Source organism: Dysgonomonas termitidis (genome assembly GCF_054657735.1).
On the sequence record NZ_BAAHYD010000002.1, the window covers coordinates 511,898 to 527,729 of the forward strand.

Genomic DNA, 15,832 nt, shown 5'->3' on the forward strand with positions numbered 1-15,832 from the left:
GAAACTCTTTTCCTTTCGATAGTGAGACCAGTGGAGGAATAGACAAAATTATCCGGATTCTTAATTTAAAAATCCGGATAACTATCTAAATCGTAAATTTTACCGTCAACTTTTTCTTATATCCGGGATATGCTTAATATACATTCCTCAAGGCTCAATGAATCTTGTTCTCCGGTCATCATATTTTTGAGCGTTATTTTGCCTTCGTTCATTTCGTTTTCCCCGATAATGGCTACATAAGGGATTTTATTGGAATCGGCGTACGACATCTGCTTCTTCATCTTGGACTGCTCCGGATAAATCTCTGTAGATATATTTGCCCTGCGCATTTTAGTGATAAGAGGCAATATATAAGCTTCCTCCTTTTCCCCGAAGTTAACAAAGAGTACCTGCGTATTTTGGATTGAATCTTTCGGATACAGATCCAGTTGGTTCAATACATCGAAGATGCGGTCTGCGCCGAAAGAAAAACCTACGCCGGATACACCGGGCAGTCCGAATATACCGGTCAGGTTGTCGTAACGTCCTCCGCCTGTGATGCTTCCTATCTGTACATCCAGCGCCTTTACTTCTATGATCGCACCCGTATAATAATTTAATCCGCGGGCAAGGGTCAGGTCCAGTTCCAACTGGGAGCGGGTTCCTACGACCTTTAGCTTATTCAGGATAAATCCGAGTTCTTCGACACCTTTTATGCCTGTCTCTGAATCCTTGAGTACTGTTTTTAGTGTGTCAAGTTTTTCTTCATTACTACCCTGCAGCAAGATAATCGGTTGAAGCTGCTCGATGGCTTTTTGTGGGATGCCTTTCGATGCCAGTTCTTCATTTACCTTTTCCAGACCGATTTTGTCCAGTTTATCTATGGCAACTGTAATATCTGTGATCTTATCCGACTCACCTATTATTTCGGCTATGCCCGACAGTATTTTGCGGTTATTCAACTTTATACATACCCTGATGCCAAAGCGGTTGAATACTTCATCTATAATTTGTATCAGCTCCACTTCATTGATAAGCGAATCAGAACCGATAATGTCGGCATCGCACTGGAAAAATTCGCGGTAACGCCCTTTTTGCGGCCGGTCGGCGCGCCATACAGGCTGTATCTGATAACGCCTGAAAGGAAAAGTTATCTCGTTGCGGTGCATAACCACATAGCGGGCAAAGGGTACGGTAAGGTCGTAACGGAGTCCTTTCTCACTCAGTCTGGTTGCAAGACGGTTTACGTTTCTTTCCGACAATTCTTCGTCAGAAATATCTTTCAGGTAATCGCCGGAGTTCAGTATCTTAAACAAAAGCTTGTCGCCCTCTTCACCATATTTACCCAGTAATGTAGACAGGTTCTCCATTGCCGGGGTTTCTATCTGACGGAAACCATATAGTTTAAATACTTCGCGGATGGTATCGAAGATATAGTTGCGTTTCGCCATTTCTTCCGGCGAAAAATCTCTTGTTCCTTTTGGAATAGAAGGTTGTGACATAGCTTTATTGTTGATATGTATTATTAGGTTGCAAAGATAGGATTTTTTTAGTAATCAGTCATGCATCAGGATAAACGGGATTTTGTTTTTTCGAAAGAAGTTTATCTATATAATAAGCTGTTAGCTCTTTGACGTATTGATTAAAGCGGTTACGAGTTTGCCTCGCCTTCGCTTCGGCGAATGTTATTTCTGCGCCCTGCGGGCAGTTACGAGTTACAAGTTGTTAACTACTCTCTGACGAGATGCTTCGTTTCTCTCAGCATGACAAACCACGATACTGTTTACTGTTAACTGACGCAAGTGTTACCTTTTTTCCTATTGAGTGTAGATTTAGAATTTTTCTTTGTCAATCATTGTCCGGTAATATTCTACTTGTTAATCTATGTTTAATTAATGGGGTTAAATCTTTCCGTAAAGCATATTCGTTATATTTTTGTATATAGGTTGCGGTTACCTGCAAAATACCTTTAGACGAGAAAAAGAATGAAAGTCAAATACATAACAGCACTGGCTGTATCATTTACAGTTTTTTGCTCATTCGGACCGGTCACCGAAAATAAAAAAAAGACCCCGACACTTTACAAAACAGCCGACACTGTAAAGATGAACAGGTGGGTAGATTCTGTATATAACCAAATGTCGCAGGAAGAGCGTGTAGGGCAATTGTTCATGCCCGTCGTTGCAGGCGATAATACTGATGCAAACAGGAGTAGGATGCTCTCATTGGTGAACGACCAGCATGTGGGAGGCATTCTCTTTTCGAAAGGTACTCCCGTCAATCAGGCGGAGTTGACCAATCAGGCACAAGGTAGTGCGAGAATCCCCCTTATGATTTCTCTCGACGGAGAATGGGGATTATCCATGCGCTTGTCCAATACAACCCGTTTTCCCCGGAATATGATGCTGGGTGCTATACAAAACGATTCCCTGCTTTACTATTACGGGTTGGAAGTTGCCCGTCAGTGCAGATTGATGGGTATTCATGTGAATTTTGCTCCGGCTATGGATGTAAACAGTAATCCGGCAAATCCGGTTATAGGCAATCGCTCGTTTGGGGAAGATCCAGCCAATGTATCTAAACTTGGAGTGATGTATGCTAAAGGATTGGAGGCCGGAGGAGTAATGGCGGTAGCGAAGCACTTTCCGGGGCATGGCGATACCTCCACCGATTCTCATAAAGTGCTGCCTTTGATAACACATGACAAAGATCGGCTGGAAGATGTAGAATTTAAGCCGTTCAGGGAGTATATACGGAACGGCCTTTCGGGAATGATGATTGCCCACCTGAATATTCCGGCTCTGGATGACAGGAAGCAGCCGAGTTCTTTGTCGGAATCGATAGTTACCGGCCTGCTTCAGGATGAACTCGGTTTCACCGGACTAATATTTACCGACGGGTTACAGATGAAAGGGGTTTCCGGCGAAGAAAATTACTGTGTAAGGGCATTGCAGGCAGGAAATGATATATTAGTAGGGCCGCTGAACCCGGTAAAGGATTATGAATCCGTAAAAAAAGCCGTGGAAGATAAAGTTCTCAGTGAGGATCTAATAGCAGCCAGGTGTAAAAAGGTTTTGGCCTATAAATATATTTTAGGTGTGAAAGATACCAGGCCTATAGATACAAACGGTCTGGTGCAACATTTGAATACATCTCATGGCGAATGGATCAACCGGGAGTTGCACAAGGGTGCTGTTACATTGTTGAGAGATGATCGGAAGATCATCCCCCTGAAAGAACTGGATAAGCGAAAGATTGCGGCTGTTTCGATCGGGGAACGGGCGGATAATACCTTTCACAATACATTGAAGCTATACGCGGATGTAACTTGTTTTAGTGTAGCCAATGGTGACGAGCTATTAAGGCTGAAGGATAAATTAGCGTCATTCAATACACTTATCGTGTCCGTTTATAATAACAGGGGGAACGCTAATGCTGCGATCCAGTCTGTGGGCCAGGGAAAAGAGACGATTATGGCTTTCTTTGTCGTGCCTTACCGTATGTCTTCTTATACTGCCTCAGTCAAAGCCGCCGATGGAGTTGTCCTTGCTTATGAAAACTCTGATCTGGCTCAGGATTATACAGCCCAGGCGATATTTGGCGGGAATAAAGTCGATGGTAAAATACCTGTCACGGTAAAAGGACTGTTTAAAGAAGGGAAGGGTATCGATATAAAAAAGACCAGGCTTAGTTATGATATGCCTGAAGCTGCCGGGATCTCTTCCGGGCGTTTTAATAAAATAGATACAATAGTACAGGAAGGGATAAAGGCGCAGGCCTACCCCGGTTGTCAGATACTGATAGTTAAAGACGGTATCGTGATATATAGCCGCTCGTTCGGTTCGTTTGAATATAACGGTAACCGGAAGGTGACAAATGATGATATTTACGATTTGGCATCTATGACCAAGGCGACAGCTACGGTTCCGGCTATTATGAAACTATATGACGAATCGAAGATAAAGCTGAGTACGCCGGTCAGTACCTATGTGCCTGCGCTGAAAGGGACGGATAAATCACAGATAACCATTCGTCAGGCTTTGTTGCACGAGACAGGTCTTACTTCTTTCATTCCGTACTATATGGATGCCATCGACCAATCGAGTTACGATGGTAAGTTGTTCAACAGAAGTGAGACCAGGCTTTATTCCGCGTTGTTCGATACCAATACATGGGCGCGTACAGATTATAAATATAAACCGAACCTGGTATCCACATCCGAAAAAGCAGGCTTTGTCCCTCTGGCAGACGGATTGTTTATAAATAAGGCTTATAACGATACGATTATAGCGGCTATAGCCGCCTCTAAATTAAGGCCGAGGAAAACCTATTTGTATAGCTGCCTCAATTTTATGTTATTGAAGGAAGTGGTGGAAAAAGTGTCGAAGGAAGACTTGGATTCTTTTGTTCAGGATAATTTTTTTAGCAGGCTGGGGGCTGTTACATCGACCTACATTCCCCTCTGGAAATTCGACAAGAGCCGTATTGTCCCTACCGAACAAGATGATTTTCTTCGTAAGCAGTTAATTCAGGGGTATGTACACGATGAGGGAGCTGCTTTTATGGGAGGTATTTCGGGAAATGCAGGACTGTTTTCCAATGCAAATGATCTGGCTAAGTTATATCAGATGTGGCTCAATAAGGGAGAATATGGCGGGGAAGAATATTTATCGGAAAAAACCTGGCAGCTATTCACCAGGACCAAAAGTGCTACTTCGCGCCGGGGATTAGGCTTTGATAAGCCCGAAATGCGGACAAACAAATCGAGTCCTGCATCGGCAAGTGCGCCGGCAAGTGTATATGGACATACGGGATTCACGGGAACTTGTTTCTGGATAGACCCCGATAATGATTTAATTTTCATATTTTTGTCTAACAGAATAAATGACAAGCGTACACATAAACAGCTTATGAGCATGAATATCCGCCAACACATACAGGAGGAGATGTACAGGGCAATAAGGAAAGTCGGTAGCTTGTCCGAACTGACGGAATCAACTAACATAAATACTAATACTAATATTGACACTGATGACGATGACCAGACTGACGCTGAATGATGAGGTAAAACCTTTTTTCGAAACGGATGATAAAGAAATATGGGACTTAATCATTGAAAATAGAATTGATGATTTATTAGCCGCCTTACCCCGTGAAGAGGATAATGAATTAGACACGATAATAAAAGAATTATTACCGGCAGGCAAAAGTGAAACGTTAGAAACATATGACTTTATAAAAATAGGAGAAGGTAAGAACGCTCTTTTCAGGGATTTGGTACGCTTGGTGTTTGCTTTGGATATAAACGGGAACTTCGAAGAAGTCCGTCTTGGGCTGGTTGACAGGATGTTTGATGTTATACCCGCTATGGTTGAGCAGATTCAGAAGGAGTCGGCCGGATATCCAATGAGGAGGGTAGATGAAACCATTCTGGTAGAAGGTTCCACATTGCGGGCTGCCCTGATGAGTTTTGTTTACTATTATCGGCAGAAGGATGATACGGAAGCCCTGCATTTTGTAATCGTAATGCGTTCCAAAATCACGCTGGCCATTATGAGCAACTACAAAAATGTGCTGGGGCATGACATGATTGAATCGGCGCAAATAAAGGAGAAAGTAGGCGAGCGGGACGCAGCACTGAGTTTTTATAATCTGGTGAAGGAGAATCTTAAAGGAGAATTGCACTGGTTTGTAGAAAGTCCCGAAATGGGTGCCAACGAAGACGATACTGTCATGTTGCGCTCTCTACGCGAGGCGTATGCCTCTATCGACAAATTGAAGGGGACATCTGAATTTGAAAAAGTATGTGCTGTGATAGATGAAGTATTGAGCAGGGAATACGAGGAATTCGATTTTGACGATGAAGAAGAGGAGGATGACGAATAGGATAATATATCTCCTTTTATTCCTTTGCCCGCTATGGCTCTATGCACAAGGGCAAAGGGGTGTTTCCGTACTCGAAAAATATTTACAGACAAAAGAACTTGTAAATATTCACACGTTGGATACTTCAATCCGTGCGGACCTAAAGTATGCGACAACAGATAACTTTACAAAAACAATTCTCTACGATACCTTGTTTAATGTGTATGTGCATCCCGTTGCGGCAGCCAAATTGGTTAAAGCGCAGAAGTACCTGAAGGTGCTTCGTCCCGGTTTAAGTTTATTGGTTTATGATGCCGTCCGCCCATTAAGTGTACAGAAGAAAATGTACAAAGTTGTACAAGGTACGAAGTATGCTGCTTATGTGGCGAATCCGACACGCACAGGATTACATAACTACGGAATGGCTGTAGACCTGACTATCTGTGACAAAAACGGTAAACCTCTCGATATGGGAACTCCTTTCGATTTTTTCGGGCGTGCTGCCGGAATAAATAAGGAAACAGAACTGGTAGAACAGGGTGTATTGACCGGGCAGCAGGTAGAAAACAGAAAGTTGCTGCGCAAGGTAATGACACAAGCGGGTTTTTTGACTATAAGGGGCGAGTGGTGGCATTTCAATGCCGTATCGCTTGCCGAAGCCAAGCAATTATACAACGTAATAGAATAGCGGTTATGAAAAAAACTTACACAATTTTACTCATGTTATTTTTCCTGAGTGTTTTTGCATATGATGCATCCGCACAGTTTGTGGTGGCTCAGGATACGATCAGGGGGAGGATCGATTTCAGTCCTCGTTTGGGAGATCTGAATAATACGACAATCGTACCTAACGATTCCGTGTTCTACATGTTTCCTCCTGTTCCGGAGGCGGACCCATGGCGTTATGTAGATTATTACCTGCCGTCGAGGGATACTAAAAGGGGCTATATACAAGGGACTAAACTGATGCGTGTAGATGATTATGATATCGTAGAAGTGGAAAGGCTTTCTTCTCATGGAACGATCTCTTTCAAGAATGATGAGGTACGGGTTCATATTGCGGTGGTAAATGTAACGCCAAAAGACACTTTTATAAAGTCCGGCAACAATGGAGGTTATACCGTAAATGGTAAACCCGCTAAAGGAACCTCGAAGTGGGCCGCACCGAAATTGCGTTACCAGTCTATATCGGTAATGATAAAAGGGAAGAATATCGTTTTTCCTAAAAAAGTTTACGGGCATCTGTTCGAACCTGAAATTGATAATATGGTGGTATATTACAATGAGCAGAAAGATATTGTATATATCGTTGCAAATAACGGAGGAGGAAGTAATTACTATCAGGCTATGTGGCAGGTATCACCGAAAGGAGTGGGCGATGTGTATATATATGATCCCTCGTTAAAATAGGTATTTGTCATATGTTGATGCATTTATACTAAAATAAAGGAAGTAAGACCTTTGCATATTTGCAAAATATATTTATCTTTGCATCCGCTTTGCGTAATCTCTGACGGGAGAGGCTCGTGTATATTGCGTATATTAACAAGAAAACCATCATATAATCATGGATTTAATTAAAGTTGCTGAAGAAGCATTTGCTACAGGAAAAGAGCATCCTAAATTCAAAAGCGGGGATACAGTAACCGTTGCTTACCGTATTAAAGAAGGTAACAAAGAACGTGTTCAGCAGTATCGCGGTGTAGTTATCAAAATCTCGGGACACGGTGAGAAAAAACGTTTCACTGTTCGCAAGATGTCTGATAACGTTGGTGTAGAAAGAATCTTCCCTCTCGAATCTCCATTTATTGACAGCATCACTGTAAATAAAATTGGTAAAGTTCGTCGTGCTAAATTGTATTACCTGCGTGGTCTTACAGGTAAAAAAGCCAGGATCAAAGAAAAAAGAGTTGCAAAGCAAGCTTAATTTCTTATTCTGCCGGTTGCACGGAAAAAGATATAGGAGAGTCTGTCTACAAACAGGCTCTTTTTTTTGTATAGGAATATCCTGATTGTATAAAAAAGTAAACCAATGAAAATATTTAATTATTTCCCTTAATCAAGTTACCGGAGGATAGTTTTCAGATTATTATTCTTTATAGAAGTAATATCTGCTCCTTATCCTAAATTATTTTTATCTTTAATTTTTGTACCGGGTTTTACCGGCTCAGTGCAAATATCATTTTCTAAACAGACTATATGAGAGATTTTATCATATCGGAATCAAAAAATAAAGAGGCCGTACTTGTAGGCCTTATTACACAATACCAGACCGAAGAACAGGTAAACGAATACCTTGACGAGCTGGCATTCCTTGCCGAAACAGCTGGGATTATTCCTGTAAAAAACTTTACCCAGAAACTGGAACATTCCAATCCCGTCACGTTTGTGGGAACCGGAAAGCTACAGGAGATAAAGCAATATATGGAAGATAACGAAATAGACCTCGTAATCTTTGACGATGAACTGTCCCCAAAGCAGATCCGCAATATAGAAAAGGAATTGCAGGTAAAGATCCTGGACCGTACCAGCCTTATTCTGGATATTTTTGCTATGCGCGCACAGACCGCTTATGCAAAGACACAGGTAGAACTGGCGCAATATCAATACCTGTTGCCCCGGCTTACCCGTATGTGGACCCATCTCGACCGTCAGCGGGGCGGAGGGGTGATGATGCGTGGTGTGGGTGAAACCCAGCTGGAAACTGACCGCCGTATCATTCTCAACAAGATCGCTTTACTGAAAGAAGAGTTGAAGAATATCGACAAACAGATGGCATCTCAGCGCAAGAACAGAGGTAAAATGGTGCGCGTAGCCCTTGTGGGATATACCAACGTGGGTAAATCTACCTTGATGAACCTGTTGAGCAAGTCTGATGTTTTTGCAGAGAATAAATTGTTTGCCACGTTGGATACCACGGTGCGCAAAGTGATAATCGACAATCTGCCGTTTCTGTTATCAGATACCGTAGGATTTATCCGTAAGTTGCCGACTCATCTGGTCGAGTCTTTCAAATCGACACTCGATGAAGTCCGTGAAGCAGACCTGCTGGTTCATGTAGTGGATATTTCCCATCCGAACTTTGAGGAGCAGATTGAGGTGGTTAATAAAACGCTTTTGGAGATAGATAAGGAGGAAAAGCCTACTATCCTGGTGTTTAATAAAGTGGATGCTTTTACTTACACACCGAAAGATGAGGATGATCTGACGCCTGCCACAAAAGAGAATATATCACTGGAAGAACTGGAGAAATCATGGATGCACAAGTTGCACGATGATTGCATCTTTATCTCGGCAAAACAAAAGATCAATATCGATGAATTGAAAAAGAAAGTTTACGAACGGGTAAAAGCTATTCATATAGAGCGCTATCCGTATAATGATTTCCTTTTTCAGAAATATGACGATGAAACTAACGATGCGTAAGGTAGTTCCGCACATAAAAGAATCATTGAAAGCGTATTATCCCGAAAGTGAAATTTCGGGATTTACGCGTATTATAACAGAGTATATTACAAAGAAGCCTTATCCGCAGGTATGTGTAGATCCGCCTGTTTTTACACCCGAATTACACGCCCGGATAGATATTATCCTGAACCGGCTGAAGAAATATGAACCGGTACAATATATTATAGAAGAAACGGAATTTTTCGGATTACTGTTTTTTGTTAATCAAAGTGTACTTATTCCCCGTCCTGAAACAGAGGAGCTTGTAGAGCTTATTCTTAATGAAAATAAAGAATCAGGGTTGAGCTTATTGGATATCGGAACAGGCAGTGGGGCTATTGCGGTTGCTTTAGCGAAAAATATGGCTGGAGCTTCGGTTTCGGCATGGGACATTTCGTCTAAAGCATTGGATGTGGCCGTACTTAATTCTAAAGCAAACTCAGCGGATATTTCGTTCAACAGGGTAGATGTGCTGGGTGATTATCCCACAGATAAGAAATATGATATTATTGTCAGCAATCCACCTTATGTATTGGAAAGCGAAAAGGAGCAAATGGAACAGAATGTGCTGGAATATGAACCTCATACAGCTCTCTTTGTGCCCGACAATAACGCACTCTTGTTCTATGAGCGGATAGCTTATATAGCGCTGAATTTATTAACTCCGGACGGAAGGCTTTATTTTGAGATCAATCAGGCAAAAGGTGCAGAGACTGTAAAAATGCTTGAAGAAAAAGGCTTTACAGAGGTTACCTTGTTTCAGGATTTAAGTAAGAAAGACCGGATAGTAAGAGCAAATGTGCCAATGTGTTGATTTGCCTATATACCAATATGGAAATAATGATGAAGTAATGTTCCATCAATTTGTAAATGATAAAAATTCATGAAATCCGATAATCAGGGGAAGAACTCCTCCCCTAAGGAGAGGCCGGGAGGGGTTGTTTCCGAGCCTCAAGCCCTCAATCGTGCAGCAGCTTATTGTTCCAAAGCGGAACGATGCGAGTTCGATGTACGTAAGAAGCTCGTGGCATGGGAATTACCGGATGAAGCTGTTAAACGGATACTTGACCGTCTGAAGAAGGAGCGCTATCTTGATGACGCCCGTTTTGCAGGCAGCTTCATTAATGATAAGCTGAAATTCAATAGATGGGGAAAGACGAAGATCGTTTATGAACTGAGAAAGCGGAATATCCCCGAATCGGTCTACAATCCGATACTGGAAGACCTGTCCGGCGATGAATACGAAAAACAGCTGATGCATATTCTATCCATAAAGGTAAAATCGGTAAAAGCGAAGACAGAATACGATAGAAAGACAAGGCTGATCCGTTTTGCTCTTGGACGGGGATTCTCTATGGATTTGGCAATAAGATGTGTGGACAAATTGCTCGGAGGTGATTATGAGGAATTTATTCCGTGATTTTCTTAATCTCTTTTTCCCTGATCTTTGTGTAGTTTGTAATCAAAGATTAAGTGAAGGTGAAGAACATATCTGTACCGATTGTTTGCTATTATTGCCCAAAACGAATTTTCATTTGCAGCCCGGTAACCGTCTTGAACAATTCTTTGCCGGACGGATACCATTCCGGCAAATAGCAGCCTTCGCTTACTTTATTAAAGGAGGAAGTATTCAAAGCATAATTCATGAACTAAAATATAAGCGTAATCCGGAAATAGGGCGTTTTATCGGTGCATTGTGCGGAGAGAATATCAAAGACAGCGCTTTTATAGCGGATATAGACTATCTGGTTCCGGTTCCCCTGCATCCTAAACGTCAGAAAGAAAGAGGGTACAATCAGTCTCTGGAGATCTGTAAAGGCATATCCGGCATAACAGGCATTCCGGTAGATGATAAAACTCTTATCCGGAAAGTAAATAATAAGTCTCAGACAAAGAATGCCCGGTTCGACAGATGGAAAAATGTAGAAGATATCTTCAGCTTGTCTGAAACTGAAAATTTTGAAGGAAAACATATTTTGCTGGTCGATGATGTAATTACCACGGGTTCTACCCTCGAATCGTGTGCGAAAGAAGTACTGAAATGCAAAGATTGCAGGATTAGTATTTATGCTGTGGGAACAGCAGGCTGACTATTATTATCTATGATTTAGGATGTATTCCTGCCATATTAGTATCTTAATGTGACAGAGAAGGCTTAAGCCCGAAAAGATTTAACATGTATCCTCTATGAAAATATTTTTTCACTTATCTTTAAAGAAAATAGTGTTATGGCGATACGGACATAATATATTGACCGAGACAAAACAAAATCTGATATATACCGGAATATAACCTAAACGATAAAATAAGTAAGAATGAAAACACTCCTATTAGTATTCTCTTTGTTATTCTCATTGCCTGCTCTTTACGCCCGGAAGAGTGATTGCATACCTGAAAACCTTAAATGTGAACATTTAATTAATCCGATCGGCATCGATAGCCAAAGGCCCCGCTTGTCCTGGATGATCAACGATGAACGCCCGGGAGCCATACAGACTGCCTGTCAAATCATTGTAGGAACCGATTCTATTCGTGTTGTAGGTGGATCGGGTGATAGCTGGAACTCTGAAAAGGTGATTTCGCAGAATATATTATTGACCTATTCGGGCAAAGAACTAAAACCTTTTACCCGCTATTATTGGAAAGTCAATATATGGGATAAGGATGGAGTGCAAGCCTCCTCTGCTGTTAGCTGCTTCGAAACCGGTATGATGAATATTTCTAACTGGCAGGGAGCATGGATCGGCGATGGCAGGGATATTAACTATAAGCCCGCTCCCTATTTCCGCAAAGTATTTGAGGCTAAGAAAAATATAAAATCCGCAAGGGCATATATTGCCGTGGCCGGATTATACGAATTATATATCAATGGGGAAAAAATAGGGAATCATAGGTTGGATCCACTCTATACCCGTTTCGACAGACGGAATTTTTATGTTACTTATGATGTGACCAGCCAACTACAGAGCGGAAAAAATGCAATCGGCGTATTGCTTGGCAACGGATGGTACAATCATCAGTCGATGGGCGTATGGGATTTCCACCGGGCTCCGTGGCGTAACAGGCCAGCATTCTGTATGGATCTGCGCATAACATACGAAGACGGTACAGTTGAAACCATCCCGTCTGAAAGGGATTGGAAAACTTCGTCGGGTGCCCTTGTTTTTAATAGTATCTATACAGCCGAGCATTATGATGCCCGTTTGGAACAAAAGGGTTGGAATACTATAGACTTTGATGATTCCGGATGGCATGGCGTAGGTTACAGGGGTGCCCCGTCCCAGAATATAGTATCACAGCAGGTAGAGCCGATCAGAAATGTGGAAACGATACCTGCACAAAGTTTAAACAGGATAAACGATTCTGTTTATGTATTTGACTTTGCCCGGAATATGTCGGGTGTTACCCGGATAAAAATATCGGGAGAAGAGGGGACGATAGTAAGGTTGAAGCACGGGGAACGATTATATGAAAACGGACACGTCGATCTATCGAACATAGATGTCTATCACCGTCCGGTAGATGATTCCGATCCTTTCCAGACGGATATTCTCATATTAAGTGGAAAAGGAGAAGATGAATTTATGGCGAGATTCAACTATAAAGGGTTCCGGTATGTGGAAGTTACCGGAAGTAAACCGATAAAACTCGATCAGCAGAGCCTTACCGCTTACTTTATGCACAGCGATGTTTCGCCAGCGGGAGAAATTAAGACATCGAACGACCTTGTGAACAGGTTGTGGTGGGCAACAAATAATGCATACCTCTCGAACCTGATGGGATATCCTACCGATTGCCCTCAACGGGAGAAAAACGGATGGACGGGCGACGGGCATTTTGCTGTTGAAACGGCTCTGTATAATTATGACGGTATTACGGTTTATGAAAAATGGCTGGCTGACCATCGTGACGAGCAGCAGCCCAACGGCGTATTACCGGATATCATCCCTACTGGAGGCTGGGGATACGGAACCGATAATGGCACTGACTGGACGAGCACGATTGCCATAATTCCATGGAATATTTATTTGTTTTATGGAGACAGTAAGCTGTTAGCCGACTGCTATGAAAATATAAAACGGTATGTGGATTATATAGAACGTACGAGCCCTGAAGGCCTTACATCGTGGGGGAGGGGAGACTGGGTACCTGTTAAGTCCCGCTCATCGAAAGAACTGACATCCTCGGTATATTATTATGTAGATACTAAAATACTGGCCGATGCCGCCCGGCTATTCAATAAACAGGAAGACTATAAATACTATTCTGCGCTGGCCGGAAAAATAAAAGATGCCATCAATACTAAATACCTGAACCGCGAAACAGGCATCTATGCCAGTGGAACTCAGACGGAACAGAGTGTGCCGTTGCAGTGGCGGGTTGTTCCGGATGATATGATAGGAAAGGTGGCTGACAATCTCGCTAAAAAGGTGGCGGAAGCAGGTTTCCATCTGGATGTAGGAGTATTAGGCGCTAAAGCCATCCTGAATGCTTTAAGTGAGAACGGCCATGCCGAAACCGCATACAAAGTAGCAGCGCAGGATACCTACCCTTCGTGGGGCTGGTGGATTGTAAACGGGGCTACGACTTTACTCGAAAACTGGGACCTGAAAGCCAAACGGGATATCTCCGATAATCATATGATGTTTGGGGAAATAGGAGGCTGGTTCTATAAAGGGCTTGGAGGGATATTCCCTGACCCGCAACAGCCCGGATTTAAACATATCGTCCTGCGTCCTAATTTTGTAAGCGGGTTGAACCAATTTGAAGCGAAACATAATTCCCCTTATGGACTGATTGTTTCCAAGTGGGAGCGGAAGAAAAAAAATATAATCTGCAATATGGAAATTCCCGCGAATAGCAGCGCTACTCTTTATCTGCCCGGCAATGTAAAAGGTGAGCGTATTATGAAACTCGGTGCAGGGAAACATTCTTTAAATCTGGAGATGATAAAATAGGTAGTTGAAATATTCACGTACAGGCGCTAAAACGCAAAGAAAAGGCTTCCACTAAAGAGGAATGATATTGAGCGTGGGCAAAACGAATCATAATTCCATCTTTTCTTTTATTCAGAAGTATTCTTTGCGTCTTAGCGCCTTTGTGTGAAGTTCTTTCAAATAATAAAAAGATCATACAATACTTTCTAATCTATTTCTAATGTACCTGTAATCTATATCTAATATACCTCAAAGATGCGTCTAATCTTGGAGGTATATCTTTGCAGCAAAGAATACCAGTTTCACCTAATGAAGAAATATTTATATCTATTGCTGCTTATTTTCAGTGAATTAAACCTTTTTGCCCAAGAGGAGAAGTCAATAAAATTGACTGCCGGGGAGGTTGAGTCATTATTCCTGTCCAACAACCTGCAACTGATTGCAACCCGTTTCGATGTCGACATTGCAGATGCCGCTATAGCACAGGCCAAATTGTGGGACAATCCCAATTTATCTGTCAGTGATGTGAACTTATGGTCTACCAGATCGCAACGGGATGGTGAAAGCGAAGTTATACCCCCGTTGTTCGGTTCGTTTGCAAAAAATACGGAATTCAGCATCGAACTCAGCCAATTGATCCGGACGGCAAATAAAAGAGGAAAACTTGTAAATAGAGAAAAGGTTTCGAAGGAGATAGCATTGCAGGAATTTGAAGAGGTATTGCGCGGACTTAAAGTAGAACTGCGCAAGTCTGTTTACGAAATACAATATTCGCAAGCGTACCTGGCTATATTGATAAATCAGCGGGAATCATTATCCCGGCTTATCGGATCACATAAGAAGCAGGTATCTCAGGGAAATATTGCCAAAAACGAATTACTCCGGCTACAGTCTTCCTTCCTTGAACTGGAGAATGAAATAAACGAAGTCCGCTCTGATCTGAACGGACTGCAAAAAACGCTTAAAGTATTATTGAATGTAGATCCGTTTACAGATATTGAAATAGAAGAAAATAGGAACCCTGAAAAAAGTCCCGACTCTATTTTATTAGCCCGTTTGATCGAGTTGGCCGATGAATCGCGTCCCGATATGAAATTGCATAAACTCCAAACACAATACCACGAAAAATCACTTGCATATGAAAAATCATTAAGAGTTCCCGATTTGACGATCAGCGCGAACTATGACCGGTATGGCGGAGTATGGAAAGATTTTATCGGTTTTGGTGTCAGTATAGACCTGCCTTTTTTCAACCGTAATCAGGGGAATGTCAGAGCTGCGCGTCTAAGCAGGGATCAAAGCCTGTATCTGGCCCGGCAACAACAGAATATTATACAGCACGAAGTCGCTGCATCCTACAACAACTATGTTTATGCTTACGCCTTCTATAAAAAGATAAACGATGACAGTCTGCTCCCTGAGCTGGACAATATGCTCGATACATACACGAAGAACTTACAGAACAGAAACATAAGTATGCTCGAATATATAGACTTTATGGATGCATACAGAGCAAATAAACAAACGGTGCTTACAGCAAAGAAAAAAGTAAGTATGCAGTTTGAGGAGCTACAATATACTGTTGGTACAGAAATAAGATAAAG

Annotated in this window: 12 protein-coding genes; 11 read left to right on the forward strand and 1 reads right to left on the reverse strand. The window is 42.1% G+C overall.

The window, feature by feature from the left end; genetic code table 11:
* Nucleotides 1–116: 116 nt before the first annotated feature.
* Nucleotides 117–1,481: a histidine--tRNA ligase gene (hisS, locus tag ACYQ3L_RS06295; RefSeq protein WP_379997661.1), complete on the reverse strand. Its 1,365-nt coding sequence runs from the start codon at nt 1,479–1,481 to the stop codon at nt 117–119.
* Between the two features lie 483 nt (nt 1,482–1,964).
* On the opposite strand from hisS, the gene ACYQ3L_RS06300 reads away from it, so the two are divergent.
* From ACYQ3L_RS06300 to ACYQ3L_RS06350, 11 genes are all read left to right on the forward strand, one after another.
* Entirely contained in the window at nt 1,965–5,039 is a 3,075-nt protein-coding gene (locus ACYQ3L_RS06300; protein ID WP_379997659.1) for a serine hydrolase domain-containing protein, read from the forward strand.
* Nucleotides 5,017–5,865 (forward strand): hypothetical protein, encoded by an 849-nt coding sequence (locus ACYQ3L_RS06305; RefSeq protein ID WP_459952364.1) that lies wholly within the window; start codon nt 5,017–5,019, stop codon nt 5,863–5,865. Before ACYQ3L_RS06300 ends, ACYQ3L_RS06305 begins: the two co-directional genes overlap by 23 nt.
* Nucleotides 5,855–6,532 (forward strand): M15 family metallopeptidase, encoded by a 678-nt coding sequence (locus ACYQ3L_RS06310; RefSeq protein ID WP_379997655.1) that lies wholly within the window; start codon nt 5,855–5,857, stop codon nt 6,530–6,532. Before ACYQ3L_RS06305 ends, ACYQ3L_RS06310 begins: the two co-directional genes overlap by 11 nt.
* 5 nt (nt 6,533–6,537) lie before the next feature.
* Entirely contained in the window at nt 6,538–7,254 is a 717-nt protein-coding gene (locus tag ACYQ3L_RS06315; RefSeq protein ID WP_379997653.1) for a hypothetical protein, read from the forward strand.
* Between the two features lie 157 nt (nt 7,255–7,411).
* Nucleotides 7,412–7,771, forward strand: a complete 360-nt coding sequence (rplS, locus tag ACYQ3L_RS06320) for a 50S ribosomal protein L19 (RefSeq protein ID WP_379997651.1) — start codon at nt 7,412–7,414, stop codon at nt 7,769–7,771.
* 272 nt (nt 7,772–8,043) lie between these two features.
* Entirely contained in the window at nt 8,044–9,270 is a 1,227-nt protein-coding gene (hflX, locus tag ACYQ3L_RS06325; protein ID WP_379997649.1) for a GTPase HflX, read from the forward strand.
* Nucleotides 9,245–10,105 carry a peptide chain release factor N(5)-glutamine methyltransferase gene (gene prmC, locus ACYQ3L_RS06330; protein WP_379997647.1) on the forward strand — a complete coding sequence of 287 codons (861 nt, stop codon included), beginning with the start codon at nt 9,245–9,247 and terminating at the stop codon, nt 10,103–10,105. The genes hflX and prmC overlap by 26 nt, the downstream gene beginning before the upstream one ends.
* Before the next feature lie 69 nt (nt 10,106–10,174).
* Nucleotides 10,175–10,711 (forward strand): regulatory protein RecX, encoded by a 537-nt coding sequence (locus tag ACYQ3L_RS06335; protein WP_379997645.1) that lies wholly within the window; start codon nt 10,175–10,177, stop codon nt 10,709–10,711.
* Nucleotides 10,692–11,381: a ComF family protein gene (locus ACYQ3L_RS06340; protein ID WP_379997643.1), complete on the forward strand. Its 690-nt coding sequence runs from the start codon at nt 10,692–10,694 to the stop codon at nt 11,379–11,381. The genes ACYQ3L_RS06335 and ACYQ3L_RS06340 overlap by 20 nt, the downstream gene beginning before the upstream one ends.
* A gap of 225 nt (nt 11,382–11,606) precedes the next feature.
* Nucleotides 11,607–14,249 (forward strand): glycoside hydrolase family 78 protein, encoded by a 2,643-nt coding sequence (locus ACYQ3L_RS06345; protein WP_379997641.1) that lies wholly within the window; start codon nt 11,607–11,609, stop codon nt 14,247–14,249.
* Between the two features lie 288 nt (nt 14,250–14,537).
* Nucleotides 14,538–15,830: a TolC family protein gene (locus ACYQ3L_RS06350; protein ID WP_379997639.1), complete on the forward strand. Its 1,293-nt coding sequence runs from the start codon at nt 14,538–14,540 to the stop codon at nt 15,828–15,830.
* The last annotated feature ends 2 nt before the right edge of the window (nt 15,831–15,832 follow it).